The 20,189-nt window shown below is 69.8% G+C and carries 18 protein-coding genes and 1 pseudogene; 8 read left to right on the top strand and 11 right to left on the bottom strand.

Annotated elements, in window-relative coordinates:
• Window positions 1-129: 129 nt before the first annotated feature.
• Window positions 130-981, bottom strand: a pseudogene (locus FV234_RS10610) (ABC transporter substrate-binding protein); the annotation flags it as partial.
• Window positions 982-1,361: 380 nt separating this feature from the next.
• Here FV234_RS10610 and ugpB point away from each other — a divergent pair.
• From ugpB to FV234_RS10580, 6 genes are all read left to right on the top strand, one after another.
• Complete coding sequence (ugpB, locus tag FV234_RS10605; RefSeq protein ID WP_147829176.1) at window positions 1,362-2,705, top strand: sn-glycerol-3-phosphate ABC transporter substrate-binding protein UgpB; 1,344 nt, start codon at window positions 1,362-1,364, stop codon at window positions 2,703-2,705.
• Between the two features lie 54 nt (window positions 2,706-2,759).
• Window positions 2,760-3,641, top strand: a complete 882-nt coding sequence (locus tag FV234_RS10600) for an ABC transporter permease subunit (RefSeq protein WP_147829174.1) — start codon at window positions 2,760-2,762, stop codon at window positions 3,639-3,641.
• Window positions 3,642-3,652: 11 nt separating this feature from the next.
• The gene (gene ugpE, locus FV234_RS10595) at window positions 3,653-4,474 is read left to right on the top strand and encodes a sn-glycerol-3-phosphate ABC transporter permease UgpE (protein WP_238272244.1); all 822 of its coding nucleotides are present in this window, start codon (window positions 3,653-3,655) and stop codon (window positions 4,472-4,474) included.
• Window positions 4,474-5,589: a sn-glycerol-3-phosphate ABC transporter ATP-binding protein UgpC gene (ugpC, locus tag FV234_RS10590; protein WP_147829172.1), complete on the top strand. Its 1,116-nt coding sequence runs from the start codon at window positions 4,474-4,476 to the stop codon at window positions 5,587-5,589. The genes ugpE and ugpC overlap by 1 nt, the downstream gene beginning before the upstream one ends.
• A 26-nt stretch (window positions 5,590-5,615) precedes the next feature.
• Window positions 5,616-6,662: an alpha/beta hydrolase gene (locus FV234_RS10585; protein ID WP_147829170.1), complete on the top strand. Its 1,047-nt coding sequence runs from the start codon at window positions 5,616-5,618 to the stop codon at window positions 6,660-6,662.
• 199 nt (window positions 6,663-6,861) lie between these two features.
• Complete coding sequence (locus FV234_RS10580) at window positions 6,862-8,349, top strand: TIGR00366 family protein (RefSeq protein ID WP_238272245.1); 1,488 nt, start codon at window positions 6,862-6,864, stop codon at window positions 8,347-8,349.
• A gap of 19 nt (window positions 8,350-8,368) precedes the next feature.
• Here FV234_RS10580 and FV234_RS10575 read toward each other — a convergent pair whose 3' ends face one another.
• The 5 genes from FV234_RS10575 to FV234_RS10555 form a co-directional block, all read right to left on the bottom strand.
• The gene (locus FV234_RS10575; protein ID WP_147761660.1) at window positions 8,369-9,148 is read right to left on the bottom strand and encodes a DeoR/GlpR family DNA-binding transcription regulator; all 780 of its coding nucleotides are present in this window, start codon (window positions 9,146-9,148) and stop codon (window positions 8,369-8,371) included.
• A gap of 97 nt (window positions 9,149-9,245) precedes the next feature.
• Window positions 9,246-10,253 (bottom strand): 4-hydroxythreonine-4-phosphate dehydrogenase PdxA, encoded by a 1,008-nt coding sequence (gene pdxA / locus FV234_RS10570; RefSeq protein WP_147829168.1) that lies wholly within the window; start codon window positions 10,251-10,253, stop codon window positions 9,246-9,248.
• Window positions 10,250-11,539, bottom strand: coding sequence for a four-carbon acid sugar kinase family protein (locus FV234_RS10565; protein WP_147829166.1), 1,290 nt, complete (start codon window positions 11,537-11,539; stop codon window positions 10,250-10,252). The genes pdxA and FV234_RS10565 overlap by 4 nt, the downstream gene beginning before the upstream one ends.
• Before the next feature lies 1 nt (window position 11,540).
• Window positions 11,541-12,629: a 2-keto-3-deoxygluconate permease gene (locus FV234_RS10560; protein ID WP_147829164.1), complete on the bottom strand. Its 1,089-nt coding sequence runs from the start codon at window positions 12,627-12,629 to the stop codon at window positions 11,541-11,543.
• A gap of 335 nt (window positions 12,630-12,964) precedes the next feature.
• Window positions 12,965-13,930 carry a GlxA family transcriptional regulator gene (locus FV234_RS10555; RefSeq protein WP_147829162.1) on the bottom strand — a complete coding sequence of 322 codons (966 nt, stop codon included), beginning with the start codon at window positions 13,928-13,930 and terminating at the stop codon, window positions 12,965-12,967.
• A 117-nt stretch (window positions 13,931-14,047) separates the two neighbouring features.
• Between FV234_RS10555 and FV234_RS10550 the strand changes: the two genes are divergently transcribed.
• The gene (locus FV234_RS10550) at window positions 14,048-14,725 is read left to right on the top strand and encodes an HD domain-containing protein (RefSeq protein WP_147761656.1); all 678 of its coding nucleotides are present in this window, start codon (window positions 14,048-14,050) and stop codon (window positions 14,723-14,725) included.
• Between the two features lie 87 nt (window positions 14,726-14,812).
• On the opposite strand, the gene FV234_RS26170 is transcribed toward FV234_RS10550, so the two are convergent.
• Window positions 14,813-15,109 (bottom strand): hypothetical protein, encoded by a 297-nt coding sequence (locus FV234_RS26170; RefSeq protein WP_187273642.1) that lies wholly within the window; start codon window positions 15,107-15,109, stop codon window positions 14,813-14,815.
• Between the two features lie 140 nt (window positions 15,110-15,249).
• Between FV234_RS26170 and FV234_RS10540 the strand changes: the two genes are divergently transcribed.
• On the top strand, window positions 15,250-16,104 hold the full coding sequence (locus FV234_RS10540; protein ID WP_238272249.1) for a transporter: 855 nt from the start codon (window positions 15,250-15,252) through the stop codon (window positions 16,102-16,104).
• 78 nt (window positions 16,105-16,182) lie between these two features.
• Here the strand turns inward: FV234_RS10540 and FV234_RS10535 are convergent, their stop codons facing one another.
• The 4 genes from FV234_RS10535 to FV234_RS10520 all read right to left on the bottom strand — a co-directional run bounded on the left by FV234_RS10535 (window position 16,183) and on the right by FV234_RS10520 (window position 20,089).
• Entirely contained in the window at window positions 16,183-16,392 is a 210-nt protein-coding gene (locus FV234_RS10535) for a hypothetical protein (protein WP_147829158.1), read from the bottom strand.
• Between the two features lie 165 nt (window positions 16,393-16,557).
• Complete coding sequence (locus FV234_RS10530; protein WP_147829156.1) at window positions 16,558-17,079, bottom strand: DUF1993 domain-containing protein; 522 nt, start codon at window positions 17,077-17,079, stop codon at window positions 16,558-16,560.
• Between the two features lie 86 nt (window positions 17,080-17,165).
• On the bottom strand, window positions 17,166-18,908 hold the full coding sequence (locus tag FV234_RS10525) for an HWE histidine kinase domain-containing protein (RefSeq protein WP_147829154.1): 1,743 nt from the start codon (window positions 18,906-18,908) through the stop codon (window positions 17,166-17,168).
• 275 nt (window positions 18,909-19,183) lie between these two features.
• Complete coding sequence (locus FV234_RS10520) at window positions 19,184-20,089, bottom strand: SDR family oxidoreductase (protein ID WP_147829152.1); 906 nt, start codon at window positions 20,087-20,089, stop codon at window positions 19,184-19,186.
• Between the last annotated feature and the right edge of the window lie 100 nt (window positions 20,090-20,189).

The following is a 20,189-nucleotide window of genomic DNA, read 5'->3' as shown; positions in this document are numbered from 1 at the left end:
CCTGCACCGGAGGTCGTCATCTGGCCAACGGAACCGAGCAGATCAGCGCCGCTCGCTCACCCCGCCATCGTCACACGGCCGACGATGCACTAACTTCGAACCTGGGCCACCGAATGGGGGCAGGCCACCCGGGTTGAGATCCCAATAGAACGACTCCGTCAGCACCAGGCCCTGCGCGGTCTGCAGGCCGATCGCGTGCACGTCGACGACGTAGATCAGCAGCGCGGCGAGCTTCTGCCCGCTATCGGTCAGCCCGAACTCGTGCGCCTGCTTGATCGCGTTGATCGTGTCGCCGCCGGCGTTGGCCAGCCCGACCACCTTCGCGCCCGAGGACTGCGCCTGAAGCAGGAACGACGAAAAATCGGTGGCGGGGAACGGCACGCGGGCCGAACCCAGGACGCGGCCACCGCCCTTCTCGATCACCGCGGTGGCCTCGTTCTGCAGGGAGAGGCCGAACGCGTAGTCGGCGGTGAGGAAGTACCACGCGTCGCCGCCGCGCTCGAGCATGGCGCCGGCCGTGCCGTGCGACAGGGCGTAGGTGTCGTAGGTCCACTGGATCGTGTTCGGCGAGCACTGCTTACCCGTCAGCTCTGTGGTCCCGGCCCCTGAATCGATGAAGACCTTGTTCTTCTCGCGCGTGACCTGGCTGACCGCCAGGGCCACCGAGGAGGTGGGAACGTCGAGGATCGCGTCGACGCCGTCGCGGTCGTACCATTGTCGCGCCACGGCGGCGCCGATGTCGGGCTTGTTCTGATGGTCGGCGGCGACGACCTCGACCTGCACGTCCCGGTTTACCTTGGCGAAGTCCTCGACCGCCATCTGGGCGGCGACGACGGAGCCCTTGCCGCCGGTGTCGGCGTAGACGCCGGACATGTCGTTGAGGATGCCGACCTTGACGTGGATCGGCTCGGCGAACGCGGAGCCCGCCGAGATGGCGAGGCCGAGCGCGGCCGTGAGGATGCAGCACCGGGTCGAGGCCATGGCGGGCGGTCCTCCGAGATCGGTTATTGTTGAACCCAGGAGGGCACGCCCGACATCCCAGCGTCAAGCGTCGCGGCGTCTTGAGAAGCCAACGGAATACAGCAATGAAACCAATCGATCGTTGCGAGCGGGTGCTGCGATGCGGGATGAGCCGATGTCGCCTCCGAGCGCGGACGTGAAGTCGGCAAACCGACCGGGACGGCACCTCGGAGGTCCGAGGCCAAATCACGGGACCGCGCCGCAGGGCGCTTTATTCCGTTCGCCGGTCCGTGCATGATGAATGCACGAGCGTCGCGCCGTCCGGTGCGATGCCGCCGCGGGATCGCGCTTCAAGCCCGACGTCAACGGGCAGGTCGATCCCGCCGCCGGGAGGGTTTTGGATGGATCGTCGCGTCCTGTTGGCCGGCGTCGGCGGCCTCGCCGCGTGGACGGCGCTTCGCCCCTCGGCCTCCGTCTCGGCCGCGGACAGGACGCCCATCGTGCTCTGGCACGCGATGTCGGGCGCGAACGGCGAGGAGGTCGAGCGGCTGACGCGCGACTTCAACGCGAGCCAGTCCGAGGTCACCCTTGAGGCGGTGTTCAAGGGCACCTATCCCGAGACGCTGACGGCGGCGATCGCGGCCTACCGCGCGGGCAAGGCGCCGCACGTCGTCCAGATCTTCGAGGTCGGCACGGGCACGATGCTGCAGGCGGGCCCCGCCATCAAGCCGGCCTGGAAGCTCGCGGAGGAGACCGGCCTCGCCCTCGATCCCAAGGCCTACATCCCCGGCGTGCGTGGATACTACAGCCTGCCCGACGGCAAGCTCGCCTCGATGCCGTTCAACTCCTCGACGGCGGTGATGTGGTACAACCGCGACGCCTTCGAGAAGGCGGGGCTCGACCCGGACAAGCCGCCGGCCACCTACGACGACTTCGCCAAGGCGGCCCGCACCCTCGCGTCGAAGGCGGCCACGCCCATCGCCAGCACCTCGGCCTGGATGACCTGGATCCAGTTCGAGGAATACGCCGCGATCCAGAACCTCGCCTACGCCACCGAGAACGACGGCTATGACGGCCTCGGCGCGGAACTGCTCATCAACACCAAGCCCTTCGTCGATCAGCTCCAGCGCTTCCTCGACCTCTCGAAGGACGGCGCCTTCAAGTATGCCGGCCGCGACGGCGCGCCCGACGCGGTCTTCTATTCCGGGCAGGCCGCGATCGGCTTCGGCTCGTCCTCGGGCCGCGCCGACATCGTCAAGAACGCCAAGTTCCGGTACGCCGAGGCCTTCCTGCCGACCGAGCCGGCGCTGAACCCGCGGCCGAACAACTCGATCATCGGGGGCGCCAGCCTGTGGGCGATGACGGCGCCCAAGCGCAGCGAGGCCGAGTACAAGGGCGTTGCGGCCTTCTACGCCTTCCTCGCGAAGCCCGAGCAGGTCGCCCTCTACGCCCAGAACACCGGCTACGTCCCGGTGACGCTGGCCGGCTACGAGGCCACGAAGCAGGCGGGCTACTTCGACAGGAATCCCGGCACCGACGTTCCGGCGCGGCAGCTCTCCCGCGGGGAGCTGACCCCGAACTCGCGCGGCCTGCGCCTCGGCCGCCTGCCGGAGATCCGCGCGATCCTCTACGAGGAGATCGAGAAGGCGCTCCAGGGCCAGCAGACCGCGCAATCGGCCATGGACGGCGCCGTCGCGCGCGGGAACCGCGTGCTGCGCGACTTCCAGAAATCCGCGCGCGGCTGACGCGGCTGACGCGGCGGACCGGCGCAAGGCAGTCCCGACCAAGGCACTCCCCACATGGAACGACGGACGCTGTTCCCAGGCCGGGTGCTCCCGGCGCTGCTGATCCTGCCGCAACTGGTGCTGACCGGCGTCTTCTTCCTGTGGCCGGCCCTCCAGGCGATCACGTCGAGCCTGGAGCGCGAGGACGCCTTCGGCACCAGCACCGAGTTCGTCGGCCTCGACAACTTCGCCGACCTGTTCGGCGATCCGCTCTACCTCGCCGCGATCGGGCGGACGCTGGTGTTCTGCGCCTGCGTGACCGCCATCGCGATGGGCGTGGCGCTGGTGCTCGCGGTCCTGGCCGACACCGAGATCCGCGGGCGCGCCTTCTACCGCACGATGTTGATCTGGCCCTACGCGGTGGCGCCGGCCATGGCGGCGGTGCTGTGGGTGCTGATGTTCCACCCGCAGATCGGCCTCGTCGGGGCCTGGCTGAACCGGATCGGGATCGCCTGGGACTACAAGCTCGACGGCACGCAGGCCATGGCGCTCGTGGTGCTGGCCGCCGCCTGGAAGCAGGTCAGCTACAACTTCATCTTCTTCCTGGCGGGCCTCCAGGCCATCCCGAAGACGATCATCGAGGCGGCTCGCATCGACGGCGCCCGCGGCGTCCGCCGGTTCCGCACCATCGTCCTGCCGTTGCTGATGCCGACGGTCTACTTCCTGCTCGTGGTCGACCTCGTCTACGCGGCCTTCGACACCTTCGCGACCGTCTACGCGGTGAACGGCGGAGGGCCGGGCCAGTCGACCCAGACGCTCGTCCTCAAGGTGTACCTCGACGGCGTGGTCAACGCGAACGTCGGCTCGTCCTCCGCGCAGTCCGTGGTGCTGATGGCCGGCGTCATCGTCCTCTGCGCCCTGCAGTTCCGGTTCCTCGGGCGAAAGGCCGCCACCTGATGCGCCGGAGGATGCCCGCCCTGATCCCGCATGCCGTGCTGATCCTGGCGATCCTGCTGTTCGCCCTGCCGATCTGGATCGCCGTCGCGGGCTCGACCCAGGATTCGGCCGCGATCGCCCGCGGCGAGGTCTCGCTCGTCCCGAGCCTCTCCGGCCTCGGCGTCTACCGCGACGTGCTGGTGAACGGGTCGGCGGGGGCCGGGCCGGTGTGGCGCTCGCTGCTCGTCTCGGCCGCGATGGCGCTGGCGATCGCGTTCGGAAAGATCGCCCTGTCGCTGCCCTCGGCCTACGCCGTCACCTTCTTCCGCTTCCCCTTCCGCATGACCGCCTTCTGGCTGATCTTCCTGACGCTGATGCTCCCGGTGGAGGTGCGGCTGATCCCGACCTTCCAGGTCATGTCCTCCCTCGACCTCATCAACAGCTTCACGGGGCTGACGATTCCCCTCGTCGCCTCCGCCACGGCGACGCTGCTGTTCCGGCAGACGTTCCTCGCGGTTCCGGACGAGCTCGTGGAGGCGGCGCGCATGGACGGGGCCGGCCCCCTGCGCTTCCTGCGGGACATCCTGATCCCGGTCTCGGGCGCCAACATCGCGGCCCTGTTCGTGATCCTGTTCGTCTACGGCTGGAACCAGTACCTGTGGCCGCTGCTGGTCGCGACCGATCCGAAGCTCGACACGGTGGTCATCAGCATCGTCAAGATGGTCGGCGTCGACACCGCCACCGAATGGAACAAGGTCATGGCGACGGCGGTGCTGGCGCTGATCCCGCCGGTCGCGGTGGTGCTCGTCATGCAGCGCTGGTTCGTGAAGGGCCTGACGGAGGGTGACAAGTGATGGCGGGCCTGAGACTCGACGGCCTGCGCAAGAGCTTCGGCGACAATGAAATCCTGAAGGGCGTCGACCTCGCCCTGGCGGACGGCGAGATGCTCGTCATCGTCGGCGCGTCGGGCTGCGGAAAATCCACCCTCCTGCGCATCGTGGCGGGCCTCGAGACGCCGACCGCCGGGCGCGTCCTGATCGACGGGCGCGACGTCACGGACCTCGACCCGTCGGCGCGCGACATCGCGATGGTGTTCCAGAATTACGCCTTGTACCCGCATATGAGCGTGTTAGAGAACATGGCCTACGCACTGAAGATCCGCGGCCTTCCCCGCGCCGAGATCCGGGCGAAGGTCGACGCGGCCTCGGCCCTCTTGGGCCTGGAAGCGCTGCTTGATCGCAAGCCGCGCCAGTTGTCCGGCGGCCAGCGCCAGCGCGTCGCCATGGGGCGCGCCATCGTGCGCGACCCGAAGCTGTTCCTGTTCGACGAGCCGCTGTCGAACCTCGACGCGAAGCTGAGGGTGCAGATGCGCGGCGAAATCCGCCGCCTCCAGCGCCGGCTGAAGGTGACGAGCCTCTACGTCACCCACGATCAGGTCGAGGCGATGACGCTGGGCGACCGGTTGCTCGTGATGCACCAGGGCGTGCCGGTGCAGCTGGCGACGCCGACGGAGGTGTTCGAGCGCCCGGCCGACACCTACGTCGCGGGCTTCATCGGCTCGCCGGCGATGAACCTACTCCCCGGCACCCTCGGGCGCGACGGCACGACGGTGCGGGTGGCGGACGCCGACGTCGCGCTCGGGCCCTGGCGGTTCGACCGGCCCGACGGCCACCGGGTGGTCCTGGGCATCCGGCCGGAACACGTCGCGCTCGACGCAACGGGCATGGCCTGGCCGGTCGAGGTCGTGGAGCTTCTGGGCTCCGAGATGCTGGTGCATGCCGGACGCCCGGGCGAAGCGTCGCTGACGCTCAAGGTCGCCAACGGCGCGCCCGTGGGCGACGCCATCCGGGTCTCGTTTCCCGCAGCCCACATCCACCTCTTCGACCAAGCTACCGGCTTGCGGATCGAGCCGGCGCTCGCCTCCTCACGCACGATGGACGCCGGCTCGCCTGAGGATGCGAGAACCTGACCGTGTTCTATCGCAGGACCCACCGCATGCGCTTCATGACCGCCGCCATCCTCGCCTGCCTCGCGGGCCCGTCTGCAGCCTGGGCTCAAGCCGCGCCGCCTTCGCCCCGCGAGGTGCCGGCCAAGACGATCCCGGTGCCCGACACCGTGAGCCCGGCCCTGCAGGCGATCATCGCCCAGCCGCTGCGGACGAACTGGGACAAGCCGCCGACGACGCCCGACGGCTGGAAGCAACTCTCGGACGGCTTCGCGACCCTCGTCGCCCCGCAGATCGGGCCGATGTCGGAGCGCCTGCGGGTGAGCGTGGCGCCGACGACGATCGACGGCGTGCGGGCGTACACGATCACCCCGACCGACATTCCCGCCGCGAACCGGGATCGGATCGCGATCCACGTCCACGGCGGCTGCTACGTCCTCAACCCTCGCGAGGCCGCCCTGCCGGAGGCGATGCTCCTGGCCGGCTTCGGCCGGATGACAGTGATCGCGGTCGACTACCGGATGCCGCCGGAGGCGTTCTTTCCGGCAGCGCTCGACGACGGCATGACGGTCTACAAGGCCGTGCTTCGGACCACCGCCCCCGGCCGGATCGCAGTCTTCGGAAGCTCGGCCGGCGGCGCGTTGACCCTCGAGATGATGCTGCGGGCCAAGGCGGAGGGCCTCCCGATGCCCGGAGCGATCGCACCCGGCACGCCGATGTCGGACGCCACGCAACGCGGCGACTCGTTCCAGACCAACGCGATGGTGGACAACGTGTTGGTCTCGCCGACCGGCTTCTGTGACGCGGCCACGAAATTCTACGCCGCGGGGCACGACCTCGCCGATCCCCTGCTTTCGCCGATCAACGGCGACGTGCGCGGGTTCCCGCCGACGATCCTGACGACGGGCACGCGCGACCTCCTCCTCTCGAACACCGTCCGGATGCACCGCAAGCTCCGGCAGGCCGGGGTCGAGGCCGCGCTCCAGGTCTTCGAGGGGCAGTCGCACGCGCAATTCTACCGGGACGATCGCGTCCCGGAGGTGAAGGAGGCGTTCGAAGAGATCGCGTCCTTCTTCAATCGCCATCTCGATCGCTGACGTAAGGGACCGCCCCAGCGCGTGCGATAGGTATTGGACGACGTGGCCTGCCGTGACGCGGTGGGCCTCGGGCGAGCCGACAGCCTCCACGATCGCGGCCGGCTGTCACGATCTTGAACAGGGCCCGTTTTCGAGGTCGAGCACGGGCGTGTCATCGTTGCGGCTTCGGCCGCGGAGAGCCGAAGCTCAGAGGACATCCATGGCGATCGCGCCCGTTGATCCATCCCTGTCCAAGCCTGTTCCCTCCAAGCCTGTGCCGGCAACCGATCCCGGCACGTCGCCGGCGTCCGGAACGCTCGAACGTCTCGGCATCCGCTTCACCGCTTGGGCCGAGCGCTGGTTTCCGGACGCCTTCATCTTCGTCGCCATCGCGGTGGTGATCGTCGCCCTCGGCGTCTTGGCCAACGGCGCGCCGGCGGCGTCCGTCGCCAAGAGCTTCGGCGATGGCTTCTGGAGCTTGATCCCCTTCACCATGCAGATGGCCTTCGTCACCATCGGCGGCTACGTCGTGGCGGTCTCGCCACCGGTGCGGGCGCTGATCGAGCGCATGGCGCAGGTGCCCCGGACCGGTCGCGGGGCGGTCGGGTTCGTGGCGGGGGCGACGATGCTCTCGTCGTTCCTCAGCTGGGGCCTGAGCCTGATCTTCGGCGGCCTGCTGGTTCGGGCGCTCGCCCGGCGGACGGACCTGCGGATGGATTACCGGGCCGCGGGCGCGGCGGCTTATCTCGGGCTCGGCGCGACCTGGGCGCTCGGTCTCAGCTCGTCGGCGGCGCAACTCCAGGCCAACCCTGCGAGCCTGACCAAGAGTCTGCTCGCAATTTCCGGCGTGATCCCGTTCAGCGAGACCATCTTCCTGTGGCAGTCGATGCTGATCGCGGCAATCCTGTTCGTCGTCTCGGTGGCGATCGCCTACGCCTCGGCGCCGCGCGGGGCGACGGCCGTCACCGCCGAGACCCTGGGCGTCGACGTGAGCCGCGAATCGACCGACATCCCGCCGCCGCGCCAGCCGGGCGAGTGGCTGGAGCACTCGCCGCTCCTGACGATCCTCCTCGTGGTGATCGCCGGCGGCTGGATCGTGCAGGAATTCACCCGCCAGTCGTGGATCGTCGCGATCTCGAACCTCAACACCTACAACCTGCTGTTCCTCACCCTCGGCCTGCTGCTGCACTGGCGGCCGAAGCGCTTCCTCGTGGCCGTCTCGAAGTCGGTGCCGGCGATCGCGGGCATCCTGATCCAGTATCCGCTCTACGCGGCGATCAGCGGGATGCTGACGGTGCCGAAGAACGCGGCCGGCGCCTCGGCGTCAGATGCGATCACCCATGCCTTCGTCAACCTCAACACCGCAGGCACCTTCCCGCTGACGATGGGCGTCTACTCGGCGATCCTCGGCTTCTTCGTCCCCTCGGGCGGCGGCAAATGGTTGCTCGAAGCGCCATACGTGCTCCAGGCGGCCAACGAGCTGAAGGTCCACCTCGGCTGGGCGGTGATGATCTACAACGCCGCCGAAGCGCTGCCGAACCTGATCAACCCGTTCTGGATGCTGCCGCTGGTCGGCATCATCGGCTTGAAGGCGCGGGACATCGTCGGCTTCAGCTTCCTTCAGCTCATCGTCCACCTGCCGCTGGTGCTGTTCCTGCTCTGGGCCCTGGCCTTCACGTTGACCTACCATCCGCCCGTCATGCCGTGAGGGCGCGGCGGCGGGACGGTCAGAGCTTGCGCGACGCGCTTTGGCCGACGAGGACGGCGGCGCCGGCATCCGCGAGGCGCTGCACCTGATCCCTCGGCGCGTCCGACGTCGTAACCAGTGTCCACCGTCGCGGAAGCGCCGCCCAGGCGTTCTGCTCGGCCCGGCCGAGCTTGCTCGCGTCGGCGAGTACGATCACCCCGTTCGCTTGGCGCATCATCAGGGATTTGAGGGCTACCTGATCGAGGCTCGCCTCGCAGAGGCCGCGACCCGCCACCACCCCGTCGGCGCTGAGGACGACGTGATCCGCGGTCATGAGGCGAAGCGCCTCGACGGCGAGGGGGCCGACCGTGCTCATGCTGGTGGCCCGCAGGGCGCCTCCCAGGACCACGAGCTCGATCCCCGGCGCCTCGGCGAGGGCGGGGAGCAGGGCGAGGTTGTTGGTGACGATGCGCAGGCGGCGCTTGGCGAGCAACTGCCCGAACGCGGCGACCGTGGAGCCGGCGTCGAGGATCAGCGTGTCGCCATCCTCGACCAGCGTGATCGCCTTGCGGGCGATGGCGAGCTTCTCGGGCCCGTTCACGGCCAAGCGCTCGGCCAAGGTCGTCTCGACCGGGTGCCCGGCGAGGATCGCGCCGCCGTAGGTCCGGCGGACGGCCCGGGTGGCGGAGAGGACCTGGAGGTCGCGCCGGACCGTTGAGGCCGAAACGTCCAGGCGGGCGGCGACGTCGTCGACGTCGATCTCGCCGAGCTTCAGCGCCTCCAGCAGCAGCGCCTGACGCGCCTTGCTCCGCATCGACATGAGGACGACGACCCTACCGAGATGATCCGGTGCGCCCGATCCGCCCTCCGCTCCGACCGAGCGAAGGGCCCATCATGCCCGAGGGTGGATCGGCTGGCTATGTAGAAGCCGGCGCCGCCTTTGGAGCGAGGTCGACCGCCTGCCGCAGGGCCTCCATCAGGCTGCGCTCGTCGGCGACGCCCTTGCCGGCGATGTCGAAGGCGGTCCCGTGATCGACCGAGGTGCGGATCACCGGAAGGCCCACGGTGATGTTCACGCCGGCCTCGAGACCCAGCACCTTGATCGGGCCGTGACCCTGATCGTGGTACATCGCGACGACCATGTCGTAGTCGCCGCGGCCGGCGAGGAAGAACAGCGTGTCGGCGGGCAGCGGGCCGCGCACGTCCCACCCCCTGGCCCGGCAGGCCTCGACCGCCGGCGTGATCTTCTCCGCCTCCTCGCCGTGGCCGAACAGGCCGCTCTCGCCCGCATGCGGGTTGATCGCGCAGACGCCGATCTTCGGGTTCGCGATGCCGGCCTTCACCAGCACGGCATGCCCCCGCGCGATCACGCGCTCGACCAGGCCGGGCTCGATCTTCGCGATCGCGTCGATGAGGCCGATATGCGTCGTGACGTGGATCACCCGGAGCTTGGGCGAGACCAGCATCATCGAGACTTCCGGCGTGCCGGTCAGGTGGGCCAGCATCTCGGTGTGGCCGGGGAACTTGTGGCCGGCGGCATGCAGCGCCTCCTTGGACAGGGGCGCGGTGCAGATCCCGCCGGCTTCGCCCGCCTGCACCAGCTCGACCGCCTTGGCGATGAACTGGTAGGCCGCCTCGCCGCCGACCGGAGAAACCTGCCCGAACGGCAGGTCGGCGGGGACGACCTCGAGGTCGATGCACTGCACCGCCCCCGTGTCGAAGTCGGCCTCGCCGACCTCCGTCAGGGCATCGACCGGCACCCGCGATCCGACGATCTCGCCCGCCTGCCGGAGTCGCCCGGCATCGCCGACGACCAGCGGACGGCACAGGGCCTGGACCTCGGCGTGGGCGAGCGCCTTCATGATGATCTCGGGGCCGATGCCGGCCGGATCACCCATGGTGATGGCGATGGTCGGACGTATCATGAGAAGCTTCCTTCGATGCGGACCGCACGCAAGCGCTCGCGGATGCGGATGAGGCTGTCGGCGTCGCCGAAGGCGCCCGCCTTCGTCGCGACGGGGATGGCGAGGCGGCCGAGCGTGAGGCCGAGGGACACGCCGGGCTCGATCTCGTCGACAAGGCGGATGCCTTCGACTCCGAAGCGCGACAGGAGGGCTGAGGCGGTCTCACCCCCGGTGGCCGCGAACGCGCCGATCCCGGAACCCAACGGCGCGAGCGCGTCGGCCAGGGTTTGCACGAGGCGGGGGCCGAGGGCCATGTCGGGAACGCCCTCCATCGCGATCTCGACCAGGACGTCGTGCCCGGCGGCGATCGCGATCTCGACATGCGCGAGCGAGGCGGCCAAGTCGCCGGGATCGCGCAGGAGGGTCTCGGACGGAACGGGCAGGTGGACGACGCCGTCCAGGGCGGCGAGCTTGCGGGTGGCCGCGCGGGAGGCTGCCGCGAGCGATCCCACCACGATCAAGCTGCCGCCACGGTGCGGCGCAATCCGCAACGGCGCGAGCGGCGGACTCGCCTCGACCGCGGCAAGGGCGTGCGCGAGGCCGGCGCTGCCGACGAAGAACGATGACAGGCCCGCGGCGGCGATGCGCAAGCCCGCGGCGGCGATGCAGTCGAGATCCTCCTGGGTCTCGGCATCGCAGATGGCGACGACATCGCCCGCGGCGGCGATCTGCTCGAGCTGCGACGCGAAGCCCGGGCCGCGCACCATGGCCAGCGGCACGGCCTTCGTCGCGACGCCGGCCGTGCCCAGCATAAAGGCCAGGTCGGCGTTCACGTAGCTGTGGTCACGCGTCCAGACTTCGGCGTCCTCAAGGGGGCGGCCGTCGACGTGGACGCGGCCGCCGACGGTCGTGCGCCCGGCGGCCGGAAAGGCCGGGGCGCAGATTCCGAACACGGTCCCGGCGCGGCCGGCCTCGGTCCGGCCCTTCAAGTGATGGATCGCTGCGGCGGTCTCGGCGGCGGGCTGGCCGCGCAGGGTCGAGTCGATCTTCTTGAATAGGATCCGGTCCGGATCGTGGAGGCGCCTCAGGCATTGGGCGTGCCGCTGAGCGGCAGCCGCGGCGGAGAGGCTCCGGCTGTCGGCATCGTAGGACAACACCGGGAGATCCGCAGAGCCGAATCCTGTCCCGGTGCCCTGAGTCGCTGTGCCCCAGCTCACCGCCGCCGCACGGCCGCGGCGACCGAAGGCGATGGCGCAGTCGGCGGCGCCGGTCAGGTCGTCGGCGAGGATGAGCCAGCGGTCGGCCATGTCAGCGCCCAGCGACGCGGTCTGGGCCGGCCGAGTGGTTCGGGCGGGCCGAGTGGTTCGGGCGGGCCATGCGATCCGAAGCGGGAACGCGGCCGGCGGGCGCCAGCTCGGGATCGGCCACCAAGAGTTCGGCTTCCACGGGATCGCCGAACCGCCGCGCGGCCCAGGCCGTCGCCACGGGGACGAGAATGGCCGTGACGACGACGCAGGCGGCCACCAGGATCGTCGCCGGGCCTGCGGCGTCGGCATAGGCCGGGTTGGCCGAGGCCACGATCGTGGGCACCGCAGCCGCGTTTCCGGCGGTCGAGGCGGCAGCGATCCCGGCGACCCCGGTCCCGCCGGTGAGACGGTCCGCGAAGAACAGCGGGATGCCCGTGACGACCACCACGGCGACGCCCATCGCGAGGCCGAGAAGGCCCGCCTGCCAGACCTTGGTGAGGTCGAGCCCCGCACCGAGCGCGAAGGCGAAGAACGGGATCATCACGGGGATGGCGCGGCCGAGGAAGGCGCGCATCTCACGGTCGAGGTTGCCGATGATCATGCCGACGAGGAGCGGCAGGATGGCCCCGACCAGCGTCTGCCAGGGAAAGGCCGAGAGCCCCGCGACCCCGAGCGTGACCATGGTGAGGAACGGCCCGCTCTCCAGCGACATCACCGTGTAGGCGCCAACGTCGCGCGGACGGCCGTACTGGCCCATCAGCGCCATGTAGAGGCCGCCGTTCGTGTCGTTCATCGCCGCGACGACCGCCAGGGTGGACAGGCCCGCGAACATGCCGGCGGCGACCGGCGCCTCGCCCAGCACGCGTCCGAAGATCAGGCCCAGAAGCACGGCGATGCCGACCTTCACGAGCAGCAGGGTGCCGCCCTTCCTGGCGATGTAGGGCGTCGCGCGGAAATCGATGCTCGCCCCCATGCACACGTAGAACACGGCGAGGATCGTCAGCGCCCCCGAGAACAGGGCGCCCGTGAACGAGCCGAAAAGCTTCGGCGTGCCGGGAAAGAAGGTGGCGATGAGCGCCCCGGCGAGCAACGGCACCACCATCATGCCACCGGGCACGGCCTCGATCGCCCGCTTGATCGGGATCTGCATCTCGGGCTCCTCCCTGCGCATTCCGCGCAGATTTATTGGTTTTTGCGCCGACGCAGCCCACGACGACGCCGTTCGACACATTCATTCTGCACTTTTTGCACATATTGTCTATAAATTCGCTTAAAATACGCGATCCCCATCGTTCGACTGTCACCGCGAATCCTGGCTCGGGCACCGCGTCGCCCCTAGACAGGTGTCACGCACGTAGCGCGAAGACATCGCGTGCGATGAGGCAGTTACTTCCGCTTCAAGGGCTACGTGTGAGGCGGTGCCCGACCGAAGGCGGCTACTTCCCGAACCCCCGCCCTAAAACGCCTTTCGACGGCAGGCGTCGGTCAGGTCCCCGCCTGTCGGCGCCGGTATTCGGCCGGCGTCGTGCCGACCCGGCGGACGAATGCGCGCCGGAGGGTGTCGGCGTCGCGGAAGCCGCAAGCGTCGGCCACCTGCTTGAGGGCGGCGTCCTTCGTTTCGAGCAGGCGGCGGACGGCCTCGATCCGCACGGTCTCGACGTAGGCCGCGGGCGTCAGGCCGGTCTCGGCCCGGAACAGGCGCGCGAAGTGGCGCGGGCTCATCCCGACCCGTTCGGCGAGGCGCTCGACGCCGTGGTCCTCCGCGGGGTGGGCGGCGATCCAGCGCTGCACCGCCTGCAGGGCGGAGCGTCCGACCGGGGCGCTCACCCCGCGGCGGCTGAACTGCATCTGGCCGCCGCCGCGCTTGAAGAACATGACGAGCTGAGCCGCGACCCGGCGTGCGATCTCGTCGCCGAGATCCTCCTCTACGAGCGCCAGGGCGAGATCGAGGCCGGCCGTCACTCCGGCGGCGGTCCGCAACCTCCCGTCGAACAGGCAGATCGCGTCGGGCTCGACGATCGCCGCGGGATAGTGCTCCGCCAAAGCCTCCGCCACGGCCCAGTGCGTCGTCACACGGCGGCCGTCCAGCAGGCCGGCCTGCCCGAGGAGGAACGCACCGCTGCAGACCGAGCCGTAGCGCCGGCAGCCCACCGCGGCTCGGCCGAGCCACGCCAAGAGGTCGGGCCGAACCTCCAGTTCCCGGATCCGCGGTGCGCCGGCGACGAGGAGGGTGTCGAACTGCGCCGGCGCGGCGTCTGGCGCGACCCAATCCGCGACCAGGCCACGCCCGGACGACGTGATGATGGGGCTGGGCTCCGTTCCGACGATAGCGAGTGCGTAGACGTCCCGGCCGCTCTGGGCGTTCGCCTCCGCGAACACGTCGAGCGGTCCGGCCACGTCGAGAAGCTGGACGCCGGGAAGGGCGAGGACGGCGACGGATCGGGGGGCCATGCAGGCTCCATGGCTGACGCTGCGCGCACGATGGCAGAGATCGTCGTGTCAAGACGATTGCTGACGGGCGTGGGGGTCCGTAGCTCGTGGAACGCCCCCGCGCAAAGGAGATCCGCCATGAGCACCCCGTCAGACGCCGCCATCCCCGAGAGCGCGCTCGCCAAGGCGATCACCGCCTTCGTGCGCGACACCGAGACCGACCTGCTCTTCAACCACTCAAGCCGGGTCTATCGGTTCGGCGCGCTGGCCGGCGTCCGGCAGGGCCTGCGCTTCGACCGCGAGCTGCTCTACGCCGGCGCGATGTTCCACGACGTCGGCCTGATGCCGGACCACAGCAGCGCCGACGCGCGCTTCGAGGTCGACGGAGCCAACGCGGCGCGCGACTTCCTGAAGGCGCACGGCGTGCCGGAGGCGGACGTCTACACGGTGTGGACGGCCATCGCCCTGCACACCACGCCCGGCATCCCGGTCCACATGCACCCGGTGGTCGCGCTCGTCACGGCCGGCGTCGAGATGGACGTGCTCGGCTTGACCTACGACCAGTATTCCGACGCCGAGCGCGCCGCGGTGGTCTCGGTCTTCCCCCGGACGCCGGACTTCAAGGAGGACATCATCCAGGCCTTCTACGACGGCATCCGGCACAAGCCGGACACGACCTTCGGCAACGTCAAGGCCGACGTCATCGCCGACAAGGAGCCGGCGTTCCGCAAGGGGAACTTCTGCAGCGTGATCCGGGCCTCGCGCTGGCCCGGTGGCACCCACGCGACGGGCTGCGGATGCGGGCAGCACGACTGAGCCGTCCCCGCGCGCCGGGGCGAAGGCGATGCCGCCGAAAACGAGAATTGTTTAACGTGTGAGAAAGCGGCGTGGGCGGAGCGCGGCTTAAACCGCGGGATGGCAGATGCTCCCCCGCAACGCGCGCTCTACGTCATCACCGCCCACGCCCAGGAAGGCGTCCTCCAACAGACGCGCCAGATGGCGGCGAGCGCCGTCGTACTCGCCCGCCGCTGGATCGACGCCGGCCATGCGAACGTTCGCATCGAAGATGCCAAGGGGGAACTCTTCACCGGCGATATGTTCAAAGCCGAGTTCAAGGATCGCCACAGGGGCTGCTTCTAAGTTCCTCTCAGTCTGCTTGTGCTGACGTGGCGCTTGAGAGTAGCGCTCGAAGCGTTGCACGATGGCGACGCTCGCAGTGCAACGCTTCGTCTTGCGCACAAGTGAGCGACAGGATTTCCGGCGCCATGCCATACGGGCGGACCCGACGACGGGGTGGCATGGACGTTGGCATGATCGGTGGAATGACGAGCGCGGGTTTCATGCAGGCGACGAAGGTCGCAGCCGTGGCCGCGTCGATCTTCGGGCTGGCGGCCGCCCCCGCGACGGCAGGCTCTTCGGCGCAACCCGGGCAGACCGTGGGGCAGGCCCCCGGCGCGCCGTTGCCCGTTGGCCTCTACTTCATCGACACGTCGAGCTTCGGCTCGCGGGACATCGCCCCGCGCGGCACAGACTCGAACGTCAACCTGCCGTCCTTCATCTGGGCGACGCCGGCCGACATCGTCGGCGGACGGCTGCAATTCGTCGTGCTGCAGCCCATCACCGCATCGAGCACGCGGGGCGCGGCCTACCAGAGCGGGTTCGGGCAGACGCTGCTTGCCGCCCAGGTCGCCTGGAAGCTCGGCCACGACCTCAACTTCAGCTACCTGCTCGGCGCGTACCTCCCGAGCGACACGAAGATCGTCATCCAGAATCCGGTTCTGCACCAGCGCTTCGCCATCACGTACAATGGCGACGGCTGGAACCTGACGGGCAACGTCCTCTACGGCACCTTCTTCGACACGCGGTCGGCCACCGGCACGTACTACCCGGACTTTCTCAACCTCGACCTCACGGCCACGAAGCATTTTGGCAAATGGGAGGTCGGGCCGGTGGCCTTCGGATCGATCGACCTGCCGACCGGCGACCCCTCCTACGCCCGCCAAGGCCAGGTCTCCGTCGGCGGACTCGTCGGATACAATTTCGGGCCGGTGAACCTCCAGGCATACGTCACGCGGGACGTGATCCAGCGCAACTACGCCGGCCTCGAGACACGCGGCTGGCTGCGGGTCACCGTGCCGATCTATCAGGACAAGGACGCGCCTCCCGCGGCGAGCCCGGTCATCCGCAAGTTCTGACATCGTCGACGCGCCGGTAACCGGAACGCAGTCGAGGGCATCGGCGCCTTCGCAGCGCGATGCCCTCCGGTCCGCGGGCTATCGCAGGGTGGGCGACTCGCCGGCCTTCAGGTGCGGATCCTCGCCGTCTGGGCCGCCGAGCGAAACGTGGTCGTTCAGGCGCCCGAGATGCTCGAAGACATGCTCGAAGGCGTTCGTGACGGCCCGCTCGAAGGCGCCGTCGCCCTTGCCCTGGGCGTCCTTGAGGGCGCCGAGCAGGGCGCGGTGCTTATCGGTGTCGCTCGACATGGTCTTCCTCCCGACCGGCACGAGCACCGGCTCGGAAGGCCAAGCGGCTCGACCGCCCCGAGTTCCGCGGCATCGCCGACGACGGACCCGGCTTGAAGCCGGCGCGCCCGGAACTTGCGGCGCTCCCGACCTGATGTGCACGATGTCCGACACCCGGTGCGTCGCCTACTTCGCCGCCTGGATGTTCGGCGGCCCGAGATGCTGGAGGAAGTCCGGCTTGCCGAGGCTCACGCCGGCCCCGCGCAGGATCGCGTAGGCGGTGGTGACGTGGAAGAAGAAGTTCGGGAGCGCGAACCCGGTGAGGTAGGTCTGCCCGGTGAAGCGGTATCCCGAGCCGTTCGGGAATTTCAGCTCCACCTCGCGCTCCGCGGCGGATGCCAGCGTCGCCGGTTCGATTCCCTCGACGAAGGCGATGGTCCGGGCGCAGCGCTGCTTGAGCTCGGCAAAGCTCGCCTCGACGTCCGGCATCGCCGGCGCCTCGATCCCGGCGAGCCGCGCCATCGCGTTCTTCGCGCTGTCGGACGCCATCTGGAACTGGGCCGGCAACGGCTTCATGTCGGGGGCGAGGCGGGCGAGGAGCAGGTCGGCCTCCGGCTTCTCCGAGGCCGCCTTGTCGAGCCAGGCGCTCATGTTGCGAAGCGCGTTGACAAAGATCGGTGCGCTGACGTCGTGGATGCTGGTGTTCATCGAGAACGGCTAAGCCGGCCGCCGCCGTCGGCGCGGTGAGGCAGCGCACATGGCGGGACGCCACGTCCCAGCGGACGGGTGGCCCCTCAGGCCCGCCCGGCCGGCCGCGCGTCGGCGAGGCCCCCGAACGAGGTGAAGCGGTCCAGCTCGTCGAGGGGGACGTCGAGGCTGCAGCGCAACCCGTCGACGGCGAAGTCCAGCCGGACCAGCCCGCCGAGCTCCCGGCTAATCCCGCCCGTGATCAGGCGCGTGCCGAACCCGCGCTTGCCCGGCTCCCGCACCGGCGGGCCTCCGCTCTCCTGCCAATCCAGAACGAGCCGCCTCGCGCCGCTCTCGGCGACGACGACGGTCCAGGCGACCTCGACGCGGCCCGCATCGGTCGAGAGTGCGCCGTACTTGGCCGCGTTGGTGGTCAACTCGTGCACCGTCATGCCGAGCGCCAGGACGTAGCGCGGCGGCAGGTCGAGGTCGGTGCCCTCCAGGTCGAAGCGATGGGCCTGGTCGTCCCGGAAGGGGGCGAGTTCGTTTTCCAGCACTGTCCGCAGCGAGGCGCCGCCCCAGTCGTCGCGCGACAGCAGGTCGTGGGTCTTGGACAGCGAGAGGATGCGCCCCTCCAGCCGTTCGCCCCGGTCGTCGTCGCGGCGGGTCTGCCGCGCCAGGGATTGCACGGTGGTCAGGGTATTGCGGACGCGGTGGTTCAGCTCGTGCAGCATCATCGTCTGCCGCTCCTGTAGGACGCGGCTGCGCGCGACCTCCTCGCGCAGCTCGCCCTCGTGCCGTTGCAGCGACGCGGCCATGGCGTCGAACGCTTCCCCGAGCCGGCCGAACTCGCCGGGTCCGGAGATCCCGGTCCGGGTCCCCAGCTCGCCGGCCCGCCAGGCGCTGGCCGCCGCGAGCAGGCGTCGCACCGGCCGGCGGATGAAGACCCGTCCGGCCATCAGCGCGGCGACGACGGCGAGGATCGCACCGAGGCCGATCAGCACGATCCCGCGGCGGGTCGCGGCGTCGATGTCCGCGAAAGCGCTGGCCGACGACAGGCCCACCGCCACCGTCATGGTTTCGAGGTCCTCCGGCGAACCTCCGGCCACCGCCGTGATCCGTTGGTTGCCGCGCAACCCCGGCAGGTCGGCGACGGTGCCGCGGTGATCCGTCAGGGCTTTCCAGTAAGCCGGAGGAAGCGGCTTGCCCGCCCACGCCTCGTGATCGGGCAAGCGTACCAGGATCGTGCCGTTGGGGTCGGCGACGGTGAGCGCGGCATCGGGCGGCAGCCCGGCATTGGCCTGTCGGGCCGCGAGGTAGGACAGGTCGATGCTGGTGATGACGATGCCGTCGGGCCGCCCGTCGCCGTCGTCGTCGGGGATGGCTTGCGCGAACTGGATGGTGGGCCGGCCGGTGACCCGCCCGGACACGACCTGCCCGATGGCGAACCCGCCGGAACGCATCGCATCCTGGAAGTAGGACCGGTCGGCGACCGTGTAGGCCCCGACCGGCGAGCCGAGGGTGTTGCACCGGATCTTTCCATCCGCGTCGGCGACGCCGAAGAAGAACGAGCCGGGCACCTGGCCGACCACCGTCGCGAGGTAGGCCGTGCACGCCCGCGCATCCTTGCTGCGGATCTCCGACAGGCCGGCCAGGATGCCGAGCACCTGCCGCGCCCCGCGGCCGAACTGCCCGAGGTCGGCCGCGACGTTCCGCGCCGCGCGCATCGCCTCGTTGCGAACCGCCTCGGCACGGGCGGTCCGCAGGGCGTATTCGTTATAGCCTTGAACGGCCAACGCCGGAGTCAGGGCCAGCACGACCAGGCCCACGATCCGCTTCGTCAGTGACATCGAGGGCTGCTTCCCGAGCCTGGTCGTCCCCGCCGCGTCTCGGGACCCGGACACCAAACTAGGTCGCATTCGGCTCCGCGACCATGGCGTGGCATCGGGCGCGAGGCGGCATCGGTGACCCCGGGGATGCGGCTTTGGGAGAAACTTATCCGTTCCAATGTCTTAAAGACGCCACCGGCCTGTTCGTGCCGGCGGCGCCTGCCCTTTCCCTTGTGCACCCCGTCGCCGGGGCGGGAGCGCCGGCGGAAAGCGGTCCTCTTGCGGGCGCGGCGGGGTCAGGCGGTGCCGTTGCCGCCCGTCGCGCCGTAGACCTCGCCGGTGACGTAGCTCGCCTCCTGGCTCGCCAGGAAGACGTAGACCGGCGCGAGCTCCACCGGCTGGCCGGGGCGGCCGAGCGGCACCTCGGAGCCGAACGTCTCGACCGCCTCCTGCGGCTGCCCGCCCGAGGGCTGCAGCGCGGTCCAGAACGGCCCAGGCGCCACCGCGTTCACGCGGATGCCCTTCGCGACCTGCTGCTTGGCCAGAGCCTTCGAGAAGGCGACGATGCCAGCCTTGGTGGTGGCGTAGTCGACGAGGATCTGCGGCGGGTTGTAGGCCACGACCGAGGCCGTGTTGATGATCGACGCGCCCGGCGGCATGTGCGGCAGCGCCGCCTTGGTGATCCAGAACATCGCGTAGAGGTTGGTCTTCAGCGTTCGGTCGAACTGCTCGTCGGTGATGTCGCCGACTTCCTTCTGGTTGGTCTGCTTGCCGGCGTTGTTGACCAGGATGTCGAGCCCGCCGAGGTCGGTGACAGCCCGGTGCACCAGCGTCTCGCAGAACGCCTTGTCGGTGATGTCGCCCGGCAGCAGCACCGCCTTACGGCCCTCCGCCTCGATCAGCTCGGCCACCGCCCGCGCGTCCGGCATCTCGGCCTCGACGAAGCTGAGCGCCACGTCGGCACCCTCGCGGGCGAAGGCGATGGCGGCCGCGCGCCCGATGCCAGAATCGGCGCCGGTCACCAGGGCCTTGCGGCCGGCGAGGCGGCCGTGGCCCCGGTAGCTGGTCTCGCCGTGGTCCGGCTGCGGGTCCATCGCTCCGGCGAGGCCCGGCGCCTCCTGCGGTTGGCGCTCGAACGGCGGCTGCGGGTACTGGGTGCGCGGATCCTGCATCGTGAGGCGCTTGTCAGCGGCGTCGGTCATGAAGCTGTCCTGGCGCGCCGGGTTCGAACGGGACAGACCGTGCGGCGCGCGTGTCGGGTGATGCTGTCCGGGAACTTCGGCAATCGGCCCCGTGCGCGGA

This window comes from Methylobacterium sp. WL8 (genome assembly GCF_008040045.1).
Classification (GTDB): Bacteria; Pseudomonadota; Alphaproteobacteria; order Rhizobiales; family Beijerinckiaceae; genus Methylobacterium; species Methylobacterium cerastii.
This window is presented reverse-complemented; position numbering and strand designations above follow the sequence as displayed.